Origin of the sequence: Actinocorallia populi (assembly GCF_002995495.1) — a bacterium.
In the GTDB taxonomy this organism is placed as follows: domain Bacteria; phylum Actinomycetota; class Actinomycetes; order Streptosporangiales; family Streptosporangiaceae; genus Actinocorallia; species Actinocorallia populi.
On sequence record NZ_PVZV01000011.1, the window covers coordinates 55,770 to 76,539 of the forward strand.

The following is a 20,770-nucleotide window of genomic DNA, read 5'->3' on the forward strand; positions in this document are numbered from 1 at the left end:
TTCCCGCCGTTGAGGAAGGTCCGTCGCGGCCATCTTCCCTCTCGGGGAGAGCGGGCGGGCCCGTTGTCCACAGGCTGTGGACAACGGGCGGGTTCTCGGCACGGCGGTGATGGAGGCCTCGCACGGTCGCGAAGGAGAGGCCGGACGGCCTGAGGGAGAAGGGGCTCTTAGGGGAGGGCTTCTTCCGCGCCGATCGAAACCAGAAGGTTGCGGGCAGCGGCACGGAGGACGCCGTCGGCGGCGATGTCGTGCGGAGAGTGTTTGCGGGGAACGCGCTGCTCGTGGGTGGCGTAGCCGTGCAGGAGCCTGCGGTGGACCTCGGTCAGGTGCTCCGCGCCGAGTTCGGCGATGACCTCGAAGGCGGGCGAAGGGTCCCGCGCCTCACCCGCGCAGGCGAGGAGAAGGTCGATCAACCGCGCGGGAGAACACCCCGCGGGCGGCCGCCGCCCGTCCGAACAGACCCCGACCAGCGCCCGGACGGTCTCCGGCACCTCGTAGAGGTCGTAGAGCCGGCAGGCGACGCGCTCGGCGAGACCGGAGGCCGCGGACCCCAGCTCCCGTACGGCCCGTACGGCCTTGGCGGCGGAGGAGGGGGCGGCCAGCGCGGCGTCCAGGACGGGCAGCACGTGCTCGCTCTCGCCGGTGAGCCGCCAGACCGTCACGGCCACGTCGACCAGCCAGAAAAGCCTGCGCGGCTTGGGCCGCGCCAGGAGCGCGAGCAGGACGCCCAGCAGCGGCCGGGCGTCCTCCCCCAGCTCACGACACGCTTCCGCGGCCTCCTGCCGCAGAGCCTTGTCCTCCCGCGAGCTCTTCCCCTCGGGCTCTTGGTACGCAGCGGCGGTGTTCTGCCGTGGGGTCTCGCCTTCTTGAGGGCTCTTCCCGCTGGGCTCTCGGTACGCGGTGACGGTGTTCTGTCGCGGGGCCTTGTCCTCCCGGGAGCTCTTGCCGTCGGACTCCCGGTACGCAGCGGCGGTGTTCTGCCGTGGGGTCTCGCCTTCTTGAGGGCTCTTCCCGCCCGGGTCTCGGTACGCGGTGGTGTTCTGCTGGAGGGGGACGGACCGGCGGGTGGCCTTTCCGCCCAGTAGTACGGCTAGTTCGGCGAGGAGAGGCGCCGCGTCCCCGGTGAGCCGCCACAGTGCGCGGGCGGCTCCCAGTCGCGTCCGGGCTTCGCCGCCGGACACGGCCTGCCGCAGGGCAGCCTCGGCTCGCCTCCGCCCGGTCTCGGAGTCGCAGACGGCGGCCAGGGTCGCGGCCAGCCGCTCCAGGACGCCGTCGTCGAGCGTGCGCGTCTCAGCCGGTGTTCGGCTCGGTTCCGGGACGAGGGGGCGGTCGGCGGTCGTCGCGGCACTCGCCCGCTCCCGGCTGGAGAGGGTGCTCTGCGCCGGTGTCCGGTCTGCGGTCCGTGTCCGCCCTCGGGGTGCGCCTTGGCTCGGGACCGCTGCGGACTTCGCCCGTTCCGGAGCGGTGCGGGCGGCGGGCGGTGTCGCGGGAGCCTCCCCTTTCAGGGCGTCGCACAGCTCGGGGAGCGCTTCGCGGGCTTGGGGCCCCCAGGAGCGCAGAAGGGCGAGCATCAGGGCAAAACGTTCGGTTCCGTCCTCCGGCGGGCCCGCGGTCCGCTCGTTTTCGCCGGAGGCGGACGTTCGCAGGTGTTCTCTGATCGCGGTCAGCAGGACGGGGGCGAACGGCAGGCCGTGGTCCACCGCTGACCGCAGCGCGCGAGGGCGGTCGGGCAGGTTCTCGGCGAGCAGGGACGGGCTTCGGTCGTCACCGAGCCTGATGAGGGCGGCGAGGGCACGGTCGGCGTTCTCGGGCGGGACCGCGTCACCGGCGAGTGAGGCGAGCGCGTCCAACGCGGGCGCGGCGTCCGTGCCGAGCTGTCCGATCAGCTCGGCGGCGTCCCCCGGCAGGGAAGCGACCCACGGATGGACGTGCGGCCCCTCGCCGCGCCACGCGAGCACGGTACGCAGCGCCGGAAGCAGCCGAGCCGGAGCCGAGCGGAACTCCCCGCACAACCGCTCCGCCGTCCAGAACGCCTCGTACAGTCCCTGGCCGCCCGCGGAGCAGGCCCGCAGCAGCGCCGCCTCCACCAGTTCGCACGCGGTCTCCCACGCGTTCCGCCGCGCCAACGCGGCGACCACCACGTCCAGCGCGCAGGGATCTTCGTCGAAGGAGTCCAGTGGCACCGCGGTGAGCGCGGGCGTCCATCTGCCCCCGGACGCGAGAAGGGCGGCCACCACCTCTGCCCGCCGCACGGTCCGCCCCGCGGGCCGGGGATCCGCCAGTGCCTCCGCCGCCGCTGCGGCTCCTCCTTCGGCGTCCATCCTGGTGAGGGTATCCAGAATCTCCGCCGCACCTCCGGTAACTCGCCAGGTCTCCCGTTGTCAGAGCCCCGGCGAAGAAACCACGGCCACCTCAGCGGTGACGACTGGGAGGCCGCCTTCGGGGAGGGGCTTGCCTTTCTTCTCGACGGCATCGAGGTCGCGTTGGGGCGGGGGAGGGGAGGGGCGTCGCCGCTCTCATGAGGAGAGGCGGCGGGTCTGGTCGCGCAGGACGGTGGTGGTGTTCTGGATGAAGTCGGCGATGGCGGCCAGTTCGCGTTCGTCGTAGGCGGCGGTGACGGCGGCCATGCGGGATGACAGGTCGGCGAAGGCCGCTATGACGTCGGCGGGGAGTTCGCCGGTGGCGGAGATGGCGGTGCGGCGGCGGTCGGCGGGGTCGGGGGCCCTGCGGGCCAGGCCGGCGTGTTCGAGGCGGTCGACCAGGCCGGTGACGGCGCCGGGGGTGAGGCCGGTCAGCCGGCTCAGCGCGGTGGCCGTCAGGGGGCCGTGGAGGCGGATCAGGGTCAGGGCGCGGTGGTCGGCGGGGGTGAGGCCCAGGCGGCGGCCGACGGCCTCGTGGAAGAGGACGACCGCGGCGCTGAACTCCTGGCCGAGGATCGCGCCCGGGTCGGCGGGCCGGTCGGCGGGCGGCGTCATCGCATCACGTCCATTATTTCAGTCTGCTGAACTATTTAGTATGCTGAAGTCATGGCATTCTCCACCGAGTTCCGCCTCGCCGTCGACATGCCCCGCCGGGCGCTGGTCTTCTACCGGCGCCACCTTCCGGTCATCGGGGGGATCTCGCTGATTCCAGGCCTGGAGCGGTTCGTCTCCGTGCAGGCGGACCTCTCGGGGTTCGTCCCGGTCCTGCTGGAGGTGCTGACGACGGCCGTCCGGGTGGTGCTCCTGGCGGTGATCGCCCGCCTGGCGTTCCGGGAGGAGCCCGTCCGGCCGAAGGGCGATCCGGGGAGGTTCCTGGACGAGCGGTGGCCGAGCCTGGTGCTGCAGAGCGCGATGCTGGTGGCGCTGACGGCGGTCTTCAACATCCTGCCCGAGCGGGTCTTCGCCACCTGGGTGCCCGACGGCGCCGAAGACCTCTACCTCGCGGTGCTGCTCCTGGTGAAGAACGTGACGGTGATCGCGTTCGCCTTCGTGTGGGTGGTGCTGTGCGTGCGCGAGGCACTGACCTACGCCCCTCCGGCTCCGGGCCCCTCGGCCGCCGGAGCGGCGCCGCCGCGGTGATCCGTCCGGCGGCGGTCGCGCGGACGCCCCGCCGTGGCTCGGCCGGGGCCGGGATGGGGCGGGGCGCCGCGGTGGTCGTCAGGGCTTGCGGCCGATACCGCAGACGATGGGCAGGCCCTTGAACTCGGCGGGCGCGCCGGGCCAGTCCTCGTAAGGGACGAAGCCGGGGCCGACGAGGTCGAGGCCGGTGAAGAACTCCCGGATCTGGTCGGCGCCGCGGAGCTTGTAAGGGATCGCCCCGGTGTCGTCGTAGCCCTGCTGGGCCTCGTTCAGCGCGGCGTTCTCGTCGTGGCCGTCGTACAGGGCCAGGTAGCTGCCCGACGGGAGGCCGGCCAGCAGGCCCCGCACGGTCGCGAGCGCCTCGCCGTCGTCGGGGACGTGGCCGAGGCAGCCCATCATCATCAGCGCGATCGGCCGGTCGAAGTCGAGGGTCGCGGCGGCGCGCTCCAGGACGGGACCGGGGTCGCGCATGTCGGCGTCGAGGAACGCGGTCGTGTCCGCGGGGGCGTCGGCCAGCAGGGCGCGGGCCTGGACGAGGACGAGCGGGTCGTGGTCGACGTAGACGATCCGCGCGGCGGGGTCGAGCCGCTGGGCGAGCTGGTGGGTGTTGTCGGCGGCGGGCAGCCCCGCCCCCACGTCGAGGAACTGGCGGACGCCCTCCACGCGGACCAGGTGCTCCACCGCGCTCGACAGGAACGCCCGTCCCACCTTGGCCATGCCGACGATGCCGGGGAACACCTCGATGTAGGCGTCACCGGCCTCCCGGTCGACCTCGTAGTTGTCCTCGCCGCCCAGCCAGTAGTTCCAGATCCGCGCGGAGTGCGGAACGCTCTTGTCGATCTCGGGTCCGTCGTCGGCCACGGTCGCTCCCTTGCACACTGTGACGAGTTCGAGGTGATGGGCTCACCGCAAGATTGTCCGCTTTGCCAGAAAATTACAAGATCCAATAGAGAGTCTCCTTCATCACTCTTATGGGGATATCACCAGGGGTGTGGCCTCTCCGCTCGGAGGCGCACGTGCGCCGGGACATCACCGTCGGCCGAGGGTGCGCGTACGGCCGCACGGCCGTCGCCGGGAGGCCGCCCGCCGCCGTGTCCGGCCCGTTTCGGCCGGAGGAGGTGGGGCAGGAGGGACAGTGGGGGCAGGTCGCCGCGAAGAGGTTGATCTCTCGCGTCAAGGGGGATGGCGGGATGAAGGTCAAGGGGAAGGTCGTGGTGGTGACCGGAGCCTCCAGCGGGATCGGGCGGGCCGCGGCGGCGGCGTTCGCCGGGGCGGGCGCCTCGGTGGTGCTCACCGCGCGGAACGCCGAGGCGCTCGACGAGGCCGTGCGGGAGTGCGAGAGGGCGGGCGGGCGGGCCTGGGCGGTGCCGGCCGACGTGACGGACGCGCGTGCGGTGGACCACGTGGCGCGGCGGACCGTGGAGCGTTTCGGCCGGATCGACGTGTGGGTCAACTGCGCGGCGGTCGCCGTCTTCGGGTCGTTCGGCGAGGTGCCGCTGGCCGACTTCCGGCGGGTGCTGGACGTCAACGTGATGGGCTACGTGCACGGGGCCAGGGCGGCGCTGCCGTACCTGCGCGACAGGGGTCGGGGCGTGCTGATCAACGTCTCCTCGATCGTCAGCGCGGTGCCCCCGCCCTACGGGCACGCCTACGCCATGTCGAAGTTCGCCGTCCGCGCCCTGAGCATGAGCCTGCGCCAGGAACTCGCCCTCGAAGGTGCCCGGAAGATCCGGGTCTGCACGGTCATGCCCGCGACCATCGACACCCCGTTCTTCCAGCACGCGGCCGACTACACCGGACGCCGCCCCGTGGCGATGCCGCCGGTGCACGCGCCGGAGCGCGTCGCGCGCGCGATCGTCAACCTGGTCCGGGTGCCCCGCAGGGAGGTCGTCGTCGGGTCCGCGGGCCGGCTCCTGATGGCGCAGGCCAAGGTGCTGCCCGGTCTCACCGAGCGCATGCTGGCGGCGCAGACGGACCGCGCCCAGCTGTCGCGGACCGAGGCGAAGCAGGACACCACCGGCAACCTGTACGACCCGGCTCCGGGGCGCGGCTCGATCGACGGAGGCTGGCACGGCAAACGCCGGACGGCCGTGCGTCGTGCCGCCACCGTGGCGGCCCTGGCGGGCACCGCGGCCGGGGTGCGGCGCGCGCTCCGGTGAGCTCCCGGCCGTGTCCAGTCGAACTATCCTGACAAAAGCGGAGCTAATACGGTAATTAAGTTACTCATGACAAACGAGACACCCAACCTCAACTCCGATATCCCGCAGACCGCCCGGATCTGGAACTACTGGCTGGGCGGCAAGGACAACTTCGCCGTGGACAGGCAGGTCGGCGACGACATCCTGAAGGTCATCCCGAACATGGCGCTGTTCGCCCGCGCCACCCGCCAGTTCCTCCAGCGCGCCGTCCACCACCTCGCGGCCGACCTCGGCGTGCGGCAGTTCCTCGACATCGGCACCGGCCTCCCGACCGCCGACAACACCCACCAGGTCGCCCAGCGCGCCGCCCCGTCCGCCCGCGTGGTCTACGTCGACAACGACCCGCTCGTCCTCGTCCACGCCCGCGCCCTGCTCGACAGCTCGCCGGAGGGCGCCACCGCCTACCTGGAGGCCGACCTGCGCGACCCCGAGAAGATCCTCGCCGGCGCCGCCGAGACCCTGGACTTCGAGGAGCCGATCGCCCTGCTCCTCATGGGCATCCTCGGCCACATCACCGACGACGACGAGGCGCGCTCCCTCGTCCGCCGCCTCACCGACGCCCTGCCCAGCGGCAGCCACCTCGTCCTCTACGACGCCACCAACGTCGTGGACCCGGCGTCCGCCGAGGCCATCGAGATCTGGAACCGCTCCGCCGAGCCCCCCTACATCCTGCGCTCCCCGCAGCAGCTGGAGGGCTTCTTCGAGGGCCTGGAGCTCCTGCCGCCCGGCGTCGTCTCCTGCCCCCTGTGGCGCCCCGCGCCCACCGACATCGGCGAGGCCGTCGAGATCGACGAGTTCGGCGGGGTGGCCCGCAAGCCCTGACACATCAGCCGGACCTGATCGGTCGCTCGCATAGTATTCCTGCCATGCCCGTCCGCCAGGGGAGAACGCGCGAGCCGATCGCTCCCAAGATTCCGGCCTCCCTGGAGCGGGGTGACGCCCTCGAGGAAGACGGGGTGTACCTCTCCACCGACTTCAGCGACCGCGACCTGTCCGGAACGCGGGCGGACGGCGTCGAGATCGAACGGGCGAGATTCACCGGGACCCGTGTCTCCGGTTGCGTCCTCGACGGCGTCCGCCTGACCGACGTCGTCTTCGAGTCCGCCGACATGGCGAACATGGTGCTGCCGCGCGGCCTCGTCTTCAACACGCTCGTCGACCGCTGCCGCCTGACGGGGGCGAACCTGCAGGACTGCAGCCTGCGGGAGGTGGTCTTCCAGGGCTGCCGCGCGGACCTGGCCTCGTTCAGGTTCGCGAACCTGCGGAACGTGGTCTTCCGCGACTGCAACCTCCAGGAGGCGAACTTCCAGGAGGCCAGGTTCCAGAGTGTCCGCTTCGAGGGATGTCGGCTGAGCGGAGCCCAGTTCAGCGGCGCCCAGCTGGCGGGGAACCGCTTCTCCCGCTGCGACCTGTCGGGAATCGCCGGGGTGGGCTCCCTGAAGGGCGCCGTCGTGTCCAGCGCCGACGCCCAGAGCCTCGTCTACGACCTGGCGTCGGCCCTGGGCATCCGCGTGGAGGACTGAACGCCGGGAGCCGGGGCTAACAGGTCTGGGGCACGGGCGGAGGGCCCTTCCATTCCAGGAGCAGGACGGTGGCGTCGTCCTGCAGGGGCTGGTCGTGGTGGTCCAGCAGGGCGCGGACCAGGCGGCGGAGGGTCTCGGGAATGGGAAGGCCGTCGGCGATGTGGCGGATGACGAAGTCGACGAAGCGCTGCAGGCCGAACTCGCGGCCGTGGCGGTCGCGCGCCTCGACGATGCCGTCGGTGTACAGCAGGACCCGGTCGCCCGGTTCGAGCTGCTCGGTGCACAGGACGACCGGCAGGTCCATGTCCAGGCCCATGGGGTGCGAGGGCGGGCAGGACAGGCTGGTGGTCCAGCGGCCGCCGCGGATCACCACCGGAGGGTGGTGGCCGCGGTTGATCCAGGTGAACATGCCGGTGGCGGTGTCCAGGTCGGCCATGATCGCGGTGACGAACCGGGTGCGGCTCCCGAACTCCTTCAGCAGGACGGCCTCGATGCACTGGCTGACCTCGTCGAGCGGGGTGCCGTGGCGGCGCTGGTTGCGGCAGGCGGCCATCGCCAGGTTCGCCGTGATCCCGGCGGCCACGTCGTGGCCCATCGCGTCGAAGACGGCCAGGTGGACGGTGTCGCCGGAGACGGCGTAGTCGAAGGCGTCCCCGCCGAGCTGGTAGGTCGGCTCCAGCACCGCGCCGATCACCACCCGGTCGCCGGCGAACGTCAGCGGAGGCAGCAGATTCCACTCCATCTCCGCGGCCACGTTCATCCGCTGGGTGCGCACCAGCCGCGCGTAGGAGTCGCTGTAGGGCCGGGTGCTGACCAGCATCAGGGCGACCAGCGAGGCCAGATGCTCCATGCGCTGGACCACCGAGTCCTCGCCCGCCGGCCCGGCGGTGCGCACCCGCATCACTCCCAGCCGCTCGGTGCCGTCCAGCAGCGGCACCCACCAGTACCGGTCCTCGTCGGCCTTCGCCTCCTCAGGCCCTCTGGTGCCCAGGACGCGCACCTCCTGGAACGCGCGCCCGCCCAGCGTTCCCTCCACCCGCAGCTCGGAGACCTCCGGGGCCGCGCCCTCACCGGCGTTCCGGCCGTGGCCGGTCACCAGGCGCAACACGCTCTGCCGGAGATCGACCAGGTAGATCAGCACCTCTTCCATGCCCGCCATGCGCGCGTGCGCCGAGACCAGCGAGGGCAGCTGCTCGAAGGTCGCCAGATGGCTGACCTTCAGCAGCCCCGTCAGCATCCGCTCGATACCGCCGTCGTCCATCGGTCCCACCTGCCGTTCCCCTGGAGTTCTTTGGCCGTACCCACCTTTATGGCAATTTCTTATGATGTGAATATGTGTTCTAGGTCATGCTGCGGGCTCGGTACCGAGATTTCGATGGTATCCGGCGAAACCTGAGGGAGGCCTTTTCGTTCCGCGGACCGGGGGCGGAGCGGATTCCGGTGCGGTGCGCCGAATTTTCGGTTCGGTATGGATAGGGCCTGGTGCGCTAATGGGAGGATCTTGGAATTTCTCCTGATCGGTAATGGTTTCCGGGCGCGTGGCGGAGGCATTCGTGAAGGACGGCCGGCCGCACACGACCGCGGTCAGTAGTCCTTGACCGAGTAGGAGGCGACGACCTGGGTGAACTCCTCGGCGCCCGCCTCCGCCAGGGCCTCGGCGGCCTCGGCGGCGCCGGCGGTCTCCTGGGCGATTTGCGCGCGGCGCTGACGCATGTTGGTGATCGCGACCTGCTGGTTGGCGTGGACGTAGTCGCGCAGTTCCTTCTCGTAGGCGGTGAAGGCAGTGACGTGGTCGCCGTCGGCGGCCTTGAGCTCACCGGCCAGCACGTAGCCGCCGACCATGGCCATGGTGGTGCCCTGGCCGGAGAGGGGAGACCCGCAGTAGCCGGCGTCGCCCAGCAGGACGACCCTGCCCTTGGACCAGGAGTCCAGGTGGACCTGGGCGGCCGAGTCGAAGTGGAAGTCGGGGGCCGAGCGCATCAGTTCCAGCAGGCGCGGCATCTCCCAGCCGTCCCCCGCCAGTTCCCGGGCCACGAGTTCCTTCTGCGCGCGGACGTCGCGGTGGTCGTAGTCGACCGTCCCGGCGGGGTCGAACATCAGGTAGGCGCGGGCCTCGGTGTTGTCGCGCGCGCTCATCACCATGGCGCCGCGCAGCCCGCCTCCCGGCATCTGGTGCATGACCTGCCAGTGGTCCAGGCCCAGGAAGTTCGGGACCGTGCAGACCGCCATGCAGGTCCCCAGGTGCCGGATGGACACCTCGGACGGGCCGAAGACCAGACGGCGGGTGCGGGAGTGCAGCCCGTCCGCGCCGACCACGAGATCGAAGGAACGCCGCAGACCGCTCTCGAACACGACCCGCACCCCGTCTTCGTCCTGCTCCAGAACGGCGATCGAGTCGTCGAAGAGGTACTCGATCCCGTCCCCGCCCGCCGCCGCGATGATCTTCGCCAGGTCATCACGCAGGATCTCGACGTCGGCGCTGTCCAGCTCCCCGCCGCTCACCGTGCGCTCCTGGCTCCGGTACACCTCGACGCCGTCACCGTCCACCACGGACATGCCCCGCATCCCGGTCCCCTTGGCGCGCACCTCCGCCAGAACCCCCATCCGCTCGGCCACCTCCAGCCCGGGCCCGCGCACATCGACCGCCTGCCCGCCGGGCCGGATCCCCGCCGCCCGCTCCACGACGGCCACCTCGAACCCGTACCGGTCCAGCCAGTAGGCGAGCGAAGGACCGGCGATACCGGCACCGGAAACGAGGACACGGGTGTTCTTCATGAGGACTCCATCAGCTCGGTCATCGCCGGCCGTCCCGGCGACGGTCAAGAGCCTCGCCGCCTGCGCTGACCACCCGCTGATCGATCGCTGACCGCCCGCTGACAGAACCCGGTGCGCGACGCGAGGGAAGCCGTAGACCGGCGGCCTCCGTCCCTCCAGCCTCACCAGACCGGAAGCGGCACGGGAGCAGTGCATACCCCGTCCGTCCAGGGACAGCGGGTGGGGTCGAAGTCCTCCGTCACGTGACCGCGCGGGAACGCGGTGTCAGGCGTGCGGTGTCGGGACAGGGACGGATCCCGCTGTAGCGGCCTGCTCCCGCAGTCCGCGGTTCACTCCAAGAACGATCCGCGCGGCCAGGGCCGCCGCGGTGATGGTGACCGCGCCGTCGGCGACCGCGGCGCAGGCCCGCACGTTGAAGTCCCAGACGCTCTGCGTGTCCAGGTTTCCGGCGATCCTGCCCACGAACCAGGAGAGCAGGAGGAACATCCACCAGTAGTCGACCAGTGAGGTGGACGTGTGCTCCGGATCGTCGTCGTCCGCGGGGTTGCCGCCGATCCACAGGTCGGCGACGATCCGGTGCGGGATCACCAGGTTCGCCAGGGGGATAACCCATCCGAAGAACAGCCAGGGCCTACCCCAGCTCTGGGCGTGCCGGCCGAAGGCGTCGACGTCGGCGCGGGCCAGGAAGAGCCAGACGATGAAGACGGCGGCGCACAGGGGCCAGGTGACGGCAACGCCGATCGCCGCGACGCGGTCCAGGTCGGCGAAGGTCTGCAGCTGGACGGCGCTGAGATTCAGCAGGTCACCGTGCAGTCCCCGGCTGATCACCAGCCAGGCGACGGCCGAGAACACCTCGATCCCGGCCGGAACCGCGGTCAACGCCAGCGCTCCCACCACCGCCGGGCCGAGCCTTTCGGCAGGACGCGTCGACCGGTACCGCGCGGGCGGGGGCACAGGGGAATTCACGTTGCATGATCTATCGAAAAAGCATCATCGGCACCAGGTTTCCGACCATATGAAAAGCATGCCGGAGTAGATGGGTTCGGGTCCGTGTGACGAGGCATGAGGGGCCGCGTGTAAGGAGACCGGGGCCGGGGCGTTCCGGTTTCACCCATGTGGAAGCGATGCAGCCGTGGTGAGGGGCGGTGAACGGCCTCCGGCCGGGTGGCCGGAGGCCGTTCGGGCGACGTCAGGAGCCGGTGCGGAGGTGACGGGTGAAGGAGGCGAAGGCGGTGTGGGAGAAGGCCAGCCTGGGACCGTCGGGGTTCTTGGAGTCCCTTACCGCGATCACCCCGGGGAGCCCGGCGACCTCGACGCAGTTGTCACCGGAGGGATCGCTGTGGGTGCTCTTGCGCCAGCATGCGGATGACAGGTCAGGTGTACTCATTCATCCTCCATGATCGTACGGATCAGGTTCTCGGTCTCCTCCGCGGGCAACGCGTCGGACCGGATTACGTTGAACAGTACGGCAAGTCTCCGGACGACTCCGGGCTCGGTGAGTAGTCGTCCGTTTCCATCAGAACCTTCCATGTAGGCGACGTCTGCGTCTTTGTCGAAGTTGAGGACCTGGAAGCCGGTGGGGTGAAAGACGCGTGCGCTCTTCGGGATGATCTGGATGGAGATTTTGGAGAGGCTCATCAAGTCCAAGAGCCGCTTGCACTGTCCAAGACGGACGTCTGGGAGCAAGTCCCTGATGACCGCTTCACGGATCAGCAGGAAGGCCCAGGGAGGGTTCTCCTTCAGGAAGATCGCCTGCCGCTCCAGGCGGATGGCGACCAGCTCTTCTATCCTGTCCGGGCGATGGCCCGCACTGAACATCAGCCGCGCATATTCCTCTGTCTGGAAGAGGCCGGGGATCAGCATGGGCTCGTAGAAGCTGATTCCTGTTGTTCCTTTTTCGGCATCGATCAGCCGGCGGAAACCGCTGGGCATCAGCCCGCGCTTCCGTGCGTCGATGATCTCTTCCCAGAGCCGGTGGAAGGCGCCTCCGGCCTTGAAGTAGGTGTCGAGATCGTCGGCGAGTGCTTCGGACGGCGTCTTGTCGTAGGTCTCGACCTTCGCCAGCCACTGCGGTGTGCAGCCGAGGGCCTCGGCGAGTCTGTTGCGGGACAGGCCCGCGGCCTCGCGCCGGGCGCGCATCTCGAGGGCGAACATCTTCTGGGGCCAGAGCGGCTCGTCTTTGCGTTGAGGTGCCATCGGGGTTCTCCCGTGGACGGGTCCGCCGGGATTCCGGGTGTCGGCCACGGAAAGCGGGTGCGGACAGAGGAGTACGCGGTTCGTGGCCGAGAGTAATCGCTTCTTGTGAGGGTGGTCACAAGAACGCACTCGAAACCCAAGGAAACTCATCCATGAACGAGCAGGAATGCGCACCACTCCAGCGGAAGCACCCGAACTGGAACATCCGCCCCTTCGCAGGTCAGGGCTGCTACGGGGTGCCTTGAAGCCGCCGACGGCGAGGTGGTACAGGTGGCAGGGGGCCGTGCCGGTGCTCGGTCGTGGGCTCGGTCCTGTCCGGTGTGGGTAGCGTGCGCTTTGTGATGCGCGGATGGATGGTTTCCCTGCTGCTCGCGGTCGTCGGTCTGGCCGTGGCCGTTCGGCGGGTGGGTGAGGGGGCGCCTGGGCAGGCCGCCGTCTGGCTGGTGGTGTTCCTTGTGATCGCCGTGGGGCTGTCGCCGTTGGCCTTTCCCCGGTCGGTCGGTGCGGCGGAGGCGCGGCGCCGCAGTGCGGAGGACGGGCGGCCGATCGTCTACTGGAGGCCGGGGTGCCGGTACTGCCTGCGGTTGCGGGTTCGGCTGGGGACCGCCGCGCGTCGGGCGCACTGGGTGGACATCTGGCGTGATCCGGAGGGGGCGGCCGCGGTCCGGGCCGTCACCGGAGGCGACGAGACGGTACCGACGGTGGTGGTGGCGGGCCGGTCACGGGTCAATCCCGATCCCGCGTGGCTACGTCGTCAGCTTCGTTGAACGGGCCGGGGGCCGTTCGGGTGCAGGGGGGATGCGGGCGGTGATCCGTTCGCGGGCGTGCTCGCATTCGGCGAAGGTGTGCGGGCAGGCGAGTGCGTGCTCGATGAGGTCCCTGGCCGCCTGCGCCCGCGAAATGCGCTGGTCGAGTCGCCGGACGTGGCGCTGCAGGAGGTCGCGGTGGTCCATCGGGTCGCCGGTGGACAGCAGCGTGCGCAGCTCGCCCAGCGTGAAGCCGGCCTCCTTGCCCATCAGGATCAGGGCGACGCGCGCCAGGTCGGCCTGCTCGTACGAGCGTTGGCCGCCCGGGTCCCGCGCGGGTTCCAGCAGGCCCCTGCTCTCCCAGTGCCGCAGCACATGCGTGGCGAGCCCGAAGCGTTCCGCCAGTTCGCCGATGGCCATTCCGTCGCTTGACTTCATGTGTACATTAACCGCCACCCTGACGGCATGATCAAGACATCGATCGCGGTCACCCGCGTGGTCAACTCCTGCGTGCTGCTGGAGCTGGACGGCCACGCCGTGCTCACCGACCCGTGGTTCACCGAGCGGTGGTGGTTGCGCCGCGGCGAGCCGCTGGGCCTGCGGATCGGGGACCTGCCCCCGCTCTCGGCCATCGTCGTCACCAACCCGGCGACCAACCACTGGGATCTGCGCGGGCTGCGCGGCCTGCCGGCCAAGGAGACCACGCCCCTGTACGTTCCGACCCCCGGCATGGCCCGCCGGGCCAGGCGGCTGGGCTTCCTGCGCGCCGAGCACCTGGGCTGGGGGCGGATCCGCGACATCGCCCCCGGCGTCTCCATGCTGGTCGTGCCCTCCGGACGGACCCTGGTGTGGCCCAACAACGCCTACGCGTTCGAGGCGGCGGGCGGCAGGGTCTTCTTCGGCGGGGAGATCGCCGAGGTCGGTCCGGTGGAGGAGTACCGGGCCGGACGGCCGCCGGTGGACCTCGCCGTGCTGCCCGTCAACGGGCTGCGCCCGCTCTTCGGCCCGCGCCTGGTGATGGGCCCGGAACAGGCCGTCGCGGGGGCGTCCGCGCTCGGCGCGCGGGTGCTGGTCCCGGTGCACGACGCCCACGGGCACGACCCGCTCTCGCGGTTCTTCCGCACCGGGGGCACCGCCTCGGACGCCGCGCGGCTGGCCGGTCCCGGCCTGCTCGTGGCGGACCTGCCGACCGGCGAACGGTGGGAGCCGTCCTGCTGAGCCCGTTCCCGCCGTGACGGTCGCCGGGCCGGTCAGCCGAGGAGGCGGTGGAGGAAGGCGAGGGTGGTGGTCCAGGCGTGTTCGGCGGATTCGGCGTGGTAGGAGGGGCGGGCGTCGTTGAAGAAGGCGTGGCCTGCCGGGTAGATGTGTATTTCGGGGTCGATGCCTGCCTGTTCGTTGAGGGCGGCGCGCAGGCGTTCCAGTGCCTCCGGGGTGATGCTCCTGTCCTTGGTCCCGTAGTGGCCGAGGACCTGCGCTCTCAGGCGGGAGAAGTCGGGGATCTCCTGCATCGCCCCGTAGAAGGACACCGCGGCGGTGACGCGCGGGTCCGCGGCGGCCAGGCGGAGGACGAAGGCGCCGCCCATGCAGAAGCCGACGGCTCCCACGCCCGTGGAGGTGGTCTCGGGGAGTTCCAGGAGGTACCCGACGGCTCCGGACAGCAGGCGGACGCCGCGTTCCACGGGCAGCCTGCGGGTCATGCGCCTGGCCTCGTCGGGGTCGTGGGCGACGCTTCCGCCGAAGAGGTCGGGGGCCAGGGCGACGAAGCCCTCCCGGGCCAGCCGTTCGGTCACGTCGGCGATGTGGTCGTTCAGGCCCCACCATTCCTGGATGACCAGGACGCCGGGGCCCGAACCCCCGGGCGGCAGGGCCAGATAGCCGTGGGCGGTGCCCTCCCCGCTGGGGAACGCCACGTTCTGCCGGGTCTCCGACCCGCTCGGTTCAGGCATCTCGGACATGGGTCGCTTCCTTTCCCGGCTTCTCCGGCCCCGTTCGAGAGGGTTCCCCGCGAAGGGGCTCCTGACCGGTGTGAAGTCACCTGAAGATTCCGAGAGCACCGGTCCCGCGGACGGGAGCGGGTGCGGCGACGCAGCGGTCCATGCCGTTCCCGGCTTCCATCGCCTGACGACCGAGCAGCGTCGGATCAGGACGGGAGGCGGGAGAGGAGGGCGTCGATCGCGGGCGGGACCGCTCTGCCCGTGGAGAGCCAGTAGGCGGACGCGCCATCGCAGGCGGCGCGGGCGATGTAACGGTCGGAGGTGCGTCCGGTCACGTCCGTGAGGTGGAGGGAGTCGACGGCTTTGACCGCCTTGAGCCGGGACGGCCACACGCATCGTCCGGCAGGGCGCCGGTCGCGTTTCTTCAGGGGCTCGCGCAGGGATTCCAGTTCGGTCCGGGTGCCGGTGTGGAAGCGCAGAGTGAGGCGGCCTCGGGCGTCGGCGGTGTAGCGGCAGGCGCGGACGACGGCTAGAGGCATCGGCAGGGCCTCCGACGGTATGTGCGGGAGGCGCGCGACGACGTCGGGGGCCGGGTGGCCGAGAAAGCCGTCGCCCGGGTCCGGGAGGGTCGGGCTGCACTCCACGGGCGGCACCGTCCGCGGGTCTGCGGCCGTGTGCTCGGCCCGCCAGAGCCGGGTGAAGACACGGGTGACCTCGGCGGCGCTGAAGCGGACCGTGTGGTGCGTGGCGACCGCGTCGCGGTTGAACTCGAACGTCATCACGGTCGGCCGGCCGTCGGGGTAGTGCAGGACCAGGTTCACGAGCGGGAACCCCGGAAGGACCCATGAGTCCTTCGGGTTCCTGCGCGGAAGTCCTTCCAGGGTCTTCTCCAGCTCCGCGAGCCCCTGCGTGAGGCGAAGCGGCGGCTCCAGGGACGACCCCGGGGCGGCTTGGCAGTAGACGGCGTGGCCGGCTCCCGGTTCGATGAACTCCTGCCAGGAGGAGGGGCCCCACCTTCCGGCGTCCTGCGGCCACGGCTCCTTGCGCTCGTAAAGGCGTGTCGGACAACCGGACGCGTCGAACTCCAGGTTCGGGGCGGAGGGCTCCCGCACGTAGGCGACCCCGGTGGCGGCACCGGCCACCAGTACCGAGGAAGTCGCGGCGACCGTCGTCTTCTTGAACCGCATGAGCCCTCCCCGGCTGCCTCTCGACGGACCGGGAGGAGACCAGCGTGATCATTCCGAGGGACGTTAACGGCCATGGTCGGGATGGGGCAAGAGCCTGTCCGCAATATGGGTGAATAAGTGGCACGGACCAGAAGATGGTCGCGGCGGAAGCGGGTTGCCGATCATTTCCATGGACTCCGGCACTTCGTGAGCCGGACGTTCCGGAGATGTCGTGGACATGGCTCTGGAGCGCGGGTGCCCCCGCGGGCGGAGGTCAGACGATGGCGAGGACCTGGCGCCGTGTCACGTAGTACACCGACGGGTTGTGGTTGTGCGGCCCGTAGCCGACGCTTCCGGCGAGCATCAGATAGGCGCCTGCGGGAACGTCCGACCAGTCGTGGAACCAGGCGTCCTGCTCCACGCCGGTGGCGTCCCAGATGATGATCGCCTTGGCGCCCCGCCTGGCCCGCTGGTATACGCGGTCGACCACCGCGAGGTGTCCGGCCCGCCCGTCGGTGCGGCGGAGCTCCTCGACGGCCTGCCGCCGCTGCGCCTCCCGGACCGCCCGCTGCGCCCGTCGCCGACGGCTCCTCACCACGAGCGCCACGTAGGCACCGATGATCGGCGAGAAGAAGAGGAAGGGGATGAGCGCGTCGATCACCACGCACGCCCCTCGCCGGCCCGGGTGCGTTTTCCGGCGAGAAGTGCGAATTCTCCGATCACCGTTCTCACTCTCCGTGCTTCCTGGCGGGCCGACCGTGGCATTGTGGACAATTTTCACACGTATCGCATAAAGGAGGTGATCGATCTGCGAAGTTTGTCAGGCGGTCCTCTCGCGAGCGGCCGTGCCATGGCCGCCCGCCGGCCGGGCGCGCGGGAGCGGTGGCCCTCGGGGCGGCCGACCCCTCTTCCCGGGCGTCGCGGTAGGATCTGACGTCAGGTCGAGAGGCGCTGCAACGGGCGGGCCGCCCGCCACGCTCGGCCTCCCTGCGAAGGAAACAAGGGCGCCTCCCGGATGATGATGGGAGGAGCCGGAGTGCAGGAATCAGCGCAGGTCGTCCAGGGTCGTGCGGAGCGGACGAGGCGGCTGCGGGAGATCCTCGAGCAGCGGATCGCGGTGCTGGACGGGGCCTGGGGCACGATGCTCCAGGGCGCGGACCTCAAGCCCGAGGACTACCGGGGCGAGCGGTTCGCCGACCACCCGATGGACGTGACCGGTGACCCGGACCTGCTGAACATCACCCGGCCCGACGTCATCCTCGACGTGCACCGGCAGTACCTGGCCGCCGGGGCCGACATCACGACCACCAACACGTTCACCGCCACGAGCATCGCGCAGGCCGACTACGGGCTGCAGCACCTCGTGCGGGAGATGAACGTGCAGGGGGCGCGGCTGGCCCGGCAGGCCGCCGACGAGGCCGGCGGCAGGTTCGTCGCCGGGTCCGTGGGGCCGCTGAACGTCACGCTCTCCCTCTCGCCCAAGGTCGACGACCCGGCCTACCGGGCCGTCACGTTCGACGAGGTCGAGGCCGCGTACGCCGAGCAGATCGAGGCGCTCGCCGAGGGCGGGGTCGACCTCCTCCTCATCGAGACGATCTTCGACACGCTCAACGTGAAGGCCGCGATCTCCGCGGCGCAGCGCGTCGCGCCGGACCTGCCGCTGTGGATCTCGGTGACGATCGTCGACCTGTCGGGGCGCACGCTGTCCGGCCAGACGGTCGAGGCGTTCTGGAACTCCGTCAAGCACGCCGAGCCGCTCGTCGTCGGCGTGAACTGCTCGCTGGGCGCCACCGAGATGCGCCCGCACGTGGAAGACCTGGCCCGGATGGCCGGCACGTACACCGCCTCGCACCCCAACGCGGGCCTGCCCAACGCGTTCGGCGGCTACGACGAGACGCCCGAGGAGACCGGGCGGAAGGTCGGCGAGTTCGCGGCCGAAGGGCTCATCAACATCGCGGGCGGCTGCTGCGGCACCTCTCCCGCCCACATCGCGAAGATCGCCGAGGCCGTCAGGGGCAGGGCGCCGCGCCGGGTCGCCGAGCCGCCGAGGCGCAGCCGCTTCTCCGGCCTGGAGACCTTCGAGATCGGGCCCGACACCGGCTTCGTCATGATCGGCGAGCGCACCAACGTCACCGGCTCGGCGCGGTTCCGGCGGCTCATCGAGGCCGACGACTTCCAGGCCGCCGCGGACGTGGCGCTGGAGCAGGTGCGCGGCGGGGCCAACCTCCTCGACGTCAACATGGACGCCGACCTCCTCGACAGCGTCGAGGCCATGACGACCTTCCTCAACCTCATCGCGACCGAGCCTGAGATCGCCAGGATCCCCGTGATGATCGACAGCTCGCGGTGGAGCGTGCTGGAGGCCGGGCTCAAGTGCGTCCAGGGCAACGGCGTCGTCAACTCCATCAGCCTCAAGGAGGGCGAGGAGCAGTTCCTCGAGCAGGCCCGCCGGATCAGGTCGTTCGGCGCGGGCGTCGTCGTCATGGCCTTCGACGAGCAGGGCCAGGCCGACACCGCCGACCGCAAGGTCGAGATCTGCGGGCGGGCCTACGACCTGCTCGTCCAGCAGGCCGGGTTCGCGCCCGAGGACATCATCTTCGACCCGAACGTGCTGGCCGTCGCGACCGGCATGAGCGAGCACAACTCCTACGCCAAGGAGTTCATCGAGGCGCTGCCCCGGATCAAGGAGCGCTGCCCGGGCGCGCTCACGTCCGGCGGCATCTCCAACCTGTCGTTCTCGTTCCGCGGCAACGACGTGGTCCGCGAGGCGATGCACTCGGCGTTCCTGCTGCACGCCGTGCGGGCCGGGCTCGACATGGGCATCGTCAACGCCGGGCAGCTCGCCGTCTACGCCGACATCCCCGCCGACCTGCTCGAACACGTCGAGGACGTACTGTTCGACCGGCGCCCGGACGCCACCGACCGGCTCATCGAGTTCGCGCGGACGGTGTCGGGCAGCGGCACCAAGCGCGAGATCGACCTGACGTGGCGGGAGAAGCCCGTCGCCGAGCGGCTCGCGCACGCCCTGGTGCACGGCATCACCGACTTCATCGAGGAGGACACCGAGGAGGCGCGGCAGTCCTTCGCGAGCCCCCTGGAGGTCATCGAGGGCCCCCTCATGGACGGCATGAAGATCGTCGGCGACCTGTTCGGGTCCGGCAAGATGTTCCTGCCGCAGGTCGTCAAGAGCGCCCGCGCGATGAAGCGCTCCGTGGCCTACCTCGAGCCGTTCATGGAGGCCGAGAAGGCCAAGGCCAAGGCCGAGGGGCGCGCCGAGACGCGCCGCGGCCAGGGCAAGGTCGTGCTCGCCACGGTCAAGGGCGACGTCCACGACATCGGCAAGAACATCGTCGGCGTCGTGCTCGGCTGCAACAACTACGAGGTCGTCGACCTGGGCGTCATGGTGCCCGCCGCGAAGATCCTCGACACGGCGATCGAGGAGGGCGCCGACGTCGTCGGGCTCTCCGGGCTGATCACCCCGTCGCTGGACGAGATGGTCGCGGTCGCCGCCGAGATGGAGCGGCGCGGCATGAAGCTGCCGCTGATCATCGGCGGCGCGACCACGTCCCGCCAGCACACGGCCGTGCGGATCGCGCCCGCCTACACCAACCCCGTCCTGCACGTCCTGGACGCGTCCCGGGTCGTGGGCGTGGTGTCGGACCTGCTGGACGCCGGGCGGGCCGGCGTGCTGGACACCGCCAACCGCGCCGAGCAGCAGAAGCTGCGCGAGGCGCACGAGAACCGGCGGCAGCAGCCGATGCTCACCCTGGAGCAGGCCCGCGCCAACCCCGAGAAGGCGGCGTTCGAGGGGCTGCCCGTGCCGGCGTTCACCGGCCTGAAGACCCTCACGCCCAGCCTCACCGAGCTGCGCGAGATGATCGACTGGCAGTTCTTCTTCCTCGCGTGGGAGCTGAAGGGCAAGTTCCCGGCGATCCTGGAGCAGCCCGCCGCCCGCGAGCTGTACGACGAGGGGCAGGCGCTGCTCGACCAGATCATCGCCGACGGCTCGCTGCGCGCCGAGGGCGTCTACGGGTTCTGGCCCGCGCACTCCGAGGGCGACGACATCGTGCTGGAGGGCGGCACGCGCTTCCCGATGCTGCGCCAGCAGACGGCCAAGCCCGAGGGCCGCCCCAACCGCAGCCTCGCCGACTACGTGGCGCCGTCCGGCGACCACCTCGGCGCGTTCGCGGTGAGCGTCCACGGCGCCGAGGAGCTGGCCGCGGTGTACGAGGCCCAGCAGGACGACTACAAGGCGATCATGGTCAAGGCGCTGGCCGACCGGCTCGCCGAGGCGTTCGCCGAGCTGATCCACCTGCGGGCCCGGCGCGACTGGTTCGAGCCGGAGTCCCAGCCCCTGCTGGAGGACCTGCACGCCGAGCGCTACCGCGGCATCCGCCCGGCCCTGGGCTACCCGGCCTGCCCGGACCACAGCCGCAAGCGCACGCTCTTCGACCTGCTCGACGCGGGCTCGCACGGCATGGCCCTCACCGAGTCGTTCGCCACGACCCCGGCGGCGAGCGTCAGCGGCCTTATCTTCGCCCACCCCGAGGCCCGCTACTTCAGCGTCGGCCGCCTGGGCCGCGACCAGATCGAGGACTACGCCGCCCGCACCGGCATGTCGGTCGAGGAGACCGAACGCTGGCTGCGTCCCAACCTGGCCTACGACCTCTGA

General features: G+C 70.8%; 19 protein-coding genes and 1 riboswitch. Of the genes, 7 read left to right on the plus strand and 12 right to left on the minus strand.

Annotated features, from left to right (window positions below; all coding sequences use genetic code 11):
* Nucleotides 1-167: 167 nt before the first annotated feature.
* Both C2865_RS34560 and C2865_RS34565 read right to left on the minus strand, forming a co-directional pair.
* Entirely contained in the window at nucleotides 168-2,321 is a 2,154-nt protein-coding gene (locus C2865_RS34560) for a hypothetical protein (protein ID WP_106402864.1), read from the minus strand.
* A gap of 195 nt (nucleotides 2,322-2,516) precedes the next feature.
* Nucleotides 2,517-2,975, minus strand: a complete 459-nt coding sequence (locus tag C2865_RS34565; protein WP_106402865.1) for a MarR family winged helix-turn-helix transcriptional regulator — start codon at nucleotides 2,973-2,975, stop codon at nucleotides 2,517-2,519.
* A 51-nt stretch (nucleotides 2,976-3,026) separates the two neighbouring features.
* Here C2865_RS34565 and C2865_RS34570 point away from each other — a divergent pair, with 51 nt between their 5' ends.
* Nucleotides 3,027-3,560 (plus strand): hypothetical protein, encoded by a 534-nt coding sequence (locus C2865_RS34570; RefSeq protein WP_106402866.1) that lies wholly within the window; start codon nucleotides 3,027-3,029, stop codon nucleotides 3,558-3,560.
* A gap of 78 nt (nucleotides 3,561-3,638) precedes the next feature.
* Here the strand turns inward: C2865_RS34570 and C2865_RS34575 are convergent, their stop codons facing one another.
* The gene (locus tag C2865_RS34575) at nucleotides 3,639-4,421 is read right to left on the minus strand and encodes an SAM-dependent methyltransferase (protein WP_198653815.1); all 783 of its coding nucleotides are present in this window, start codon (nucleotides 4,419-4,421) and stop codon (nucleotides 3,639-3,641) included.
* Between the two features lie 329 nt (nucleotides 4,422-4,750).
* On the opposite strand from C2865_RS34575, the gene C2865_RS34580 reads away from it, so the two are divergent.
* The 3 genes from C2865_RS34580 to C2865_RS34590 all read left to right on the plus strand — a co-directional run bounded on the left by C2865_RS34580 (nucleotide 4,751) and on the right by C2865_RS34590 (nucleotide 7,281).
* On the plus strand, nucleotides 4,751-5,719 hold the full coding sequence (locus C2865_RS34580) for an SDR family oxidoreductase (RefSeq protein WP_106402868.1): 969 nt from the start codon (nucleotides 4,751-4,753) through the stop codon (nucleotides 5,717-5,719).
* 66 nt (nucleotides 5,720-5,785) lie between these two features.
* Nucleotides 5,786-6,580: an SAM-dependent methyltransferase gene (locus tag C2865_RS34585; protein ID WP_106402869.1), complete on the plus strand. Its 795-nt coding sequence runs from the start codon at nucleotides 5,786-5,788 to the stop codon at nucleotides 6,578-6,580.
* A gap of 44 nt (nucleotides 6,581-6,624) precedes the next feature.
* Complete coding sequence (locus tag C2865_RS34590; RefSeq protein WP_106402870.1) at nucleotides 6,625-7,281, plus strand: pentapeptide repeat-containing protein; 657 nt, start codon at nucleotides 6,625-6,627, stop codon at nucleotides 7,279-7,281.
* Nucleotides 7,282-7,297: 16 nt separating this feature from the next.
* On the opposite strand, the gene C2865_RS34595 is transcribed toward C2865_RS34590, so the two are convergent.
* From C2865_RS34595 to C2865_RS34615, 5 genes are all read right to left on the minus strand, one after another.
* Nucleotides 7,298-8,542, minus strand: coding sequence for a PP2C family protein-serine/threonine phosphatase (locus C2865_RS34595; protein ID WP_198653816.1), 1,245 nt, complete (start codon nucleotides 8,540-8,542; stop codon nucleotides 7,298-7,300).
* Between the two features lie 323 nt (nucleotides 8,543-8,865).
* Entirely contained in the window at nucleotides 8,866-10,056 is a 1,191-nt protein-coding gene (locus tag C2865_RS34600; RefSeq protein ID WP_106402871.1) for an FAD-dependent monooxygenase, read from the minus strand.
* Nucleotides 10,057-10,320: 264 nt separating this feature from the next.
* Nucleotides 10,321-10,935 (minus strand): DUF4328 domain-containing protein, encoded by a 615-nt coding sequence (locus tag C2865_RS34605; protein WP_157964019.1) that lies wholly within the window; start codon nucleotides 10,933-10,935, stop codon nucleotides 10,321-10,323.
* A gap of 310 nt (nucleotides 10,936-11,245) precedes the next feature.
* Entirely contained in the window at nucleotides 11,246-11,443 is a 198-nt protein-coding gene (locus tag C2865_RS34610; protein WP_106402873.1) for a DUF397 domain-containing protein, read from the minus strand.
* Nucleotides 11,440-12,252 carry a helix-turn-helix domain-containing protein gene (locus tag C2865_RS34615; protein WP_157964020.1) on the minus strand — a complete coding sequence of 271 codons (813 nt, stop codon included), beginning with the start codon at nucleotides 12,250-12,252 and terminating at the stop codon, nucleotides 11,440-11,442. Before C2865_RS34615 ends, C2865_RS34610 begins: the two co-directional genes overlap by 4 nt.
* A 299-nt stretch (nucleotides 12,253-12,551) precedes the next feature.
* On the opposite strand from C2865_RS34615, the gene C2865_RS34620 reads away from it, so the two are divergent.
* On the plus strand, nucleotides 12,552-13,019 hold the full coding sequence (locus C2865_RS34620; RefSeq protein WP_232835964.1) for a glutaredoxin domain-containing protein: 468 nt from the start codon (nucleotides 12,552-12,554) through the stop codon (nucleotides 13,017-13,019).
* Here the strand turns inward: C2865_RS34620 and C2865_RS34625 are convergent.
* Nucleotides 12,999-13,436 (minus strand): helix-turn-helix domain-containing protein, encoded by a 438-nt coding sequence (locus C2865_RS34625; RefSeq protein ID WP_106402875.1) that lies wholly within the window; start codon nucleotides 13,434-13,436, stop codon nucleotides 12,999-13,001. The two genes, C2865_RS34620 and C2865_RS34625, sit on opposite strands and share 21 nt — an antisense overlap.
* A gap of 27 nt (nucleotides 13,437-13,463) precedes the next feature.
* Between C2865_RS34625 and C2865_RS34630 the strand changes: the two genes are divergently transcribed.
* Nucleotides 13,464-14,216 (plus strand): MBL fold metallo-hydrolase, encoded by a 753-nt coding sequence (locus C2865_RS34630; RefSeq protein ID WP_106402876.1) that lies wholly within the window; start codon nucleotides 13,464-13,466, stop codon nucleotides 14,214-14,216.
* Between the two features lie 32 nt (nucleotides 14,217-14,248).
* On the opposite strand, the gene C2865_RS34635 is transcribed toward C2865_RS34630, so the two are convergent.
* From C2865_RS34635 to C2865_RS34645, 3 genes are all read right to left on the minus strand, one after another.
* Complete coding sequence (locus C2865_RS34635; RefSeq protein ID WP_106402877.1) at nucleotides 14,249-14,953, minus strand: dienelactone hydrolase family protein; 705 nt, start codon at nucleotides 14,951-14,953, stop codon at nucleotides 14,249-14,251.
* A gap of 185 nt (nucleotides 14,954-15,138) precedes the next feature.
* Nucleotides 15,139-16,119 (minus strand): hypothetical protein, encoded by a 981-nt coding sequence (locus C2865_RS34640; RefSeq protein ID WP_106402878.1) that lies wholly within the window; start codon nucleotides 16,117-16,119, stop codon nucleotides 15,139-15,141.
* Between the two features lie 253 nt (nucleotides 16,120-16,372).
* The gene (locus tag C2865_RS34645; RefSeq protein ID WP_106402879.1) at nucleotides 16,373-16,762 is read right to left on the minus strand and encodes a hypothetical protein; all 390 of its coding nucleotides are present in this window, start codon (nucleotides 16,760-16,762) and stop codon (nucleotides 16,373-16,375) included.
* A 273-nt stretch (nucleotides 16,763-17,035) separates the two neighbouring features.
* A riboswitch (S-adenosyl-L-homocysteine riboswitch) is annotated at nucleotides 17,036-17,115 on the plus strand.
* A 19-nt stretch (nucleotides 17,116-17,134) separates the two neighbouring features.
* Here C2865_RS34645 and metH point away from each other — a divergent pair.
* A complete protein-coding gene (metH, locus tag C2865_RS34650; protein ID WP_232835965.1) occupies nucleotides 17,135-20,770 on the plus strand; it encodes a methionine synthase in 3,636 nt (1,211 codons plus the stop codon).

Coding starts and splice junctions, on each gene's coding strand:
- C2865_RS34560 (WP_106402864.1), bottom strand. CDS start 2,321: ATGGACGCCGAAGGAGGAGCCGCAGCGGCGGCGGAGGCACTGGCGGAT.
- C2865_RS34565 (WP_106402865.1), bottom strand. CDS start 2,975: ATGACGCCGCCCGCCGACCGGCCCGCCGACCCGGGCGCGATCCTCGGC.
- C2865_RS34570 (WP_106402866.1), top strand. CDS start 3,027: ATGGCATTCTCCACCGAGTTCCGCCTCGCCGTCGACATGCCCCGCCGG.
- C2865_RS34580 (WP_106402868.1), top strand. CDS start 4,751: ATGAAGGTCAAGGGGAAGGTCGTGGTGGTGACCGGAGCCTCCAGCGGG.
- C2865_RS34585 (WP_106402869.1), top strand. CDS start 5,786: ATGACAAACGAGACACCCAACCTCAACTCCGATATCCCGCAGACCGCC.
- C2865_RS34590 (WP_106402870.1), top strand. CDS start 6,625: ATGCCCGTCCGCCAGGGGAGAACGCGCGAGCCGATCGCTCCCAAGATT.
- C2865_RS34595 (WP_198653816.1), bottom strand. CDS start 8,542: ATGGACGACGGCGGTATCGAGCGGATGCTGACGGGGCTGCTGAAGGTC.
- C2865_RS34600 (WP_106402871.1), bottom strand. CDS start 10,056: ATGAAGAACACCCGTGTCCTCGTTTCCGGTGCCGGTATCGCCGGTCCT.
- C2865_RS34610 (WP_106402873.1), bottom strand. CDS start 11,443: ATGAGTACACCTGACCTGTCATCCGCATGCTGGCGCAAGAGCACCCAC.
- C2865_RS34615 (WP_157964020.1), bottom strand. CDS start 12,252: ATGGCACCTCAACGCAAAGACGAGCCGCTCTGGCCCCAGAAGATGTTC.
- C2865_RS34625 (WP_106402875.1), bottom strand. CDS start 13,436: ATGAAGTCAAGCGACGGAATGGCCATCGGCGAACTGGCGGAACGCTTC.
- C2865_RS34630 (WP_106402876.1), top strand. CDS start 13,464: ATGATCAAGACATCGATCGCGGTCACCCGCGTGGTCAACTCCTGCGTG.
- C2865_RS34635 (WP_106402877.1), bottom strand. CDS start 14,953: ATGTCCGAGATGCCTGAACCGAGCGGGTCGGAGACCCGGCAGAACGTG.
- C2865_RS34640 (WP_106402878.1), bottom strand. CDS start 16,119: ATGCGGTTCAAGAAGACGACGGTCGCCGCGACTTCCTCGGTACTGGTG.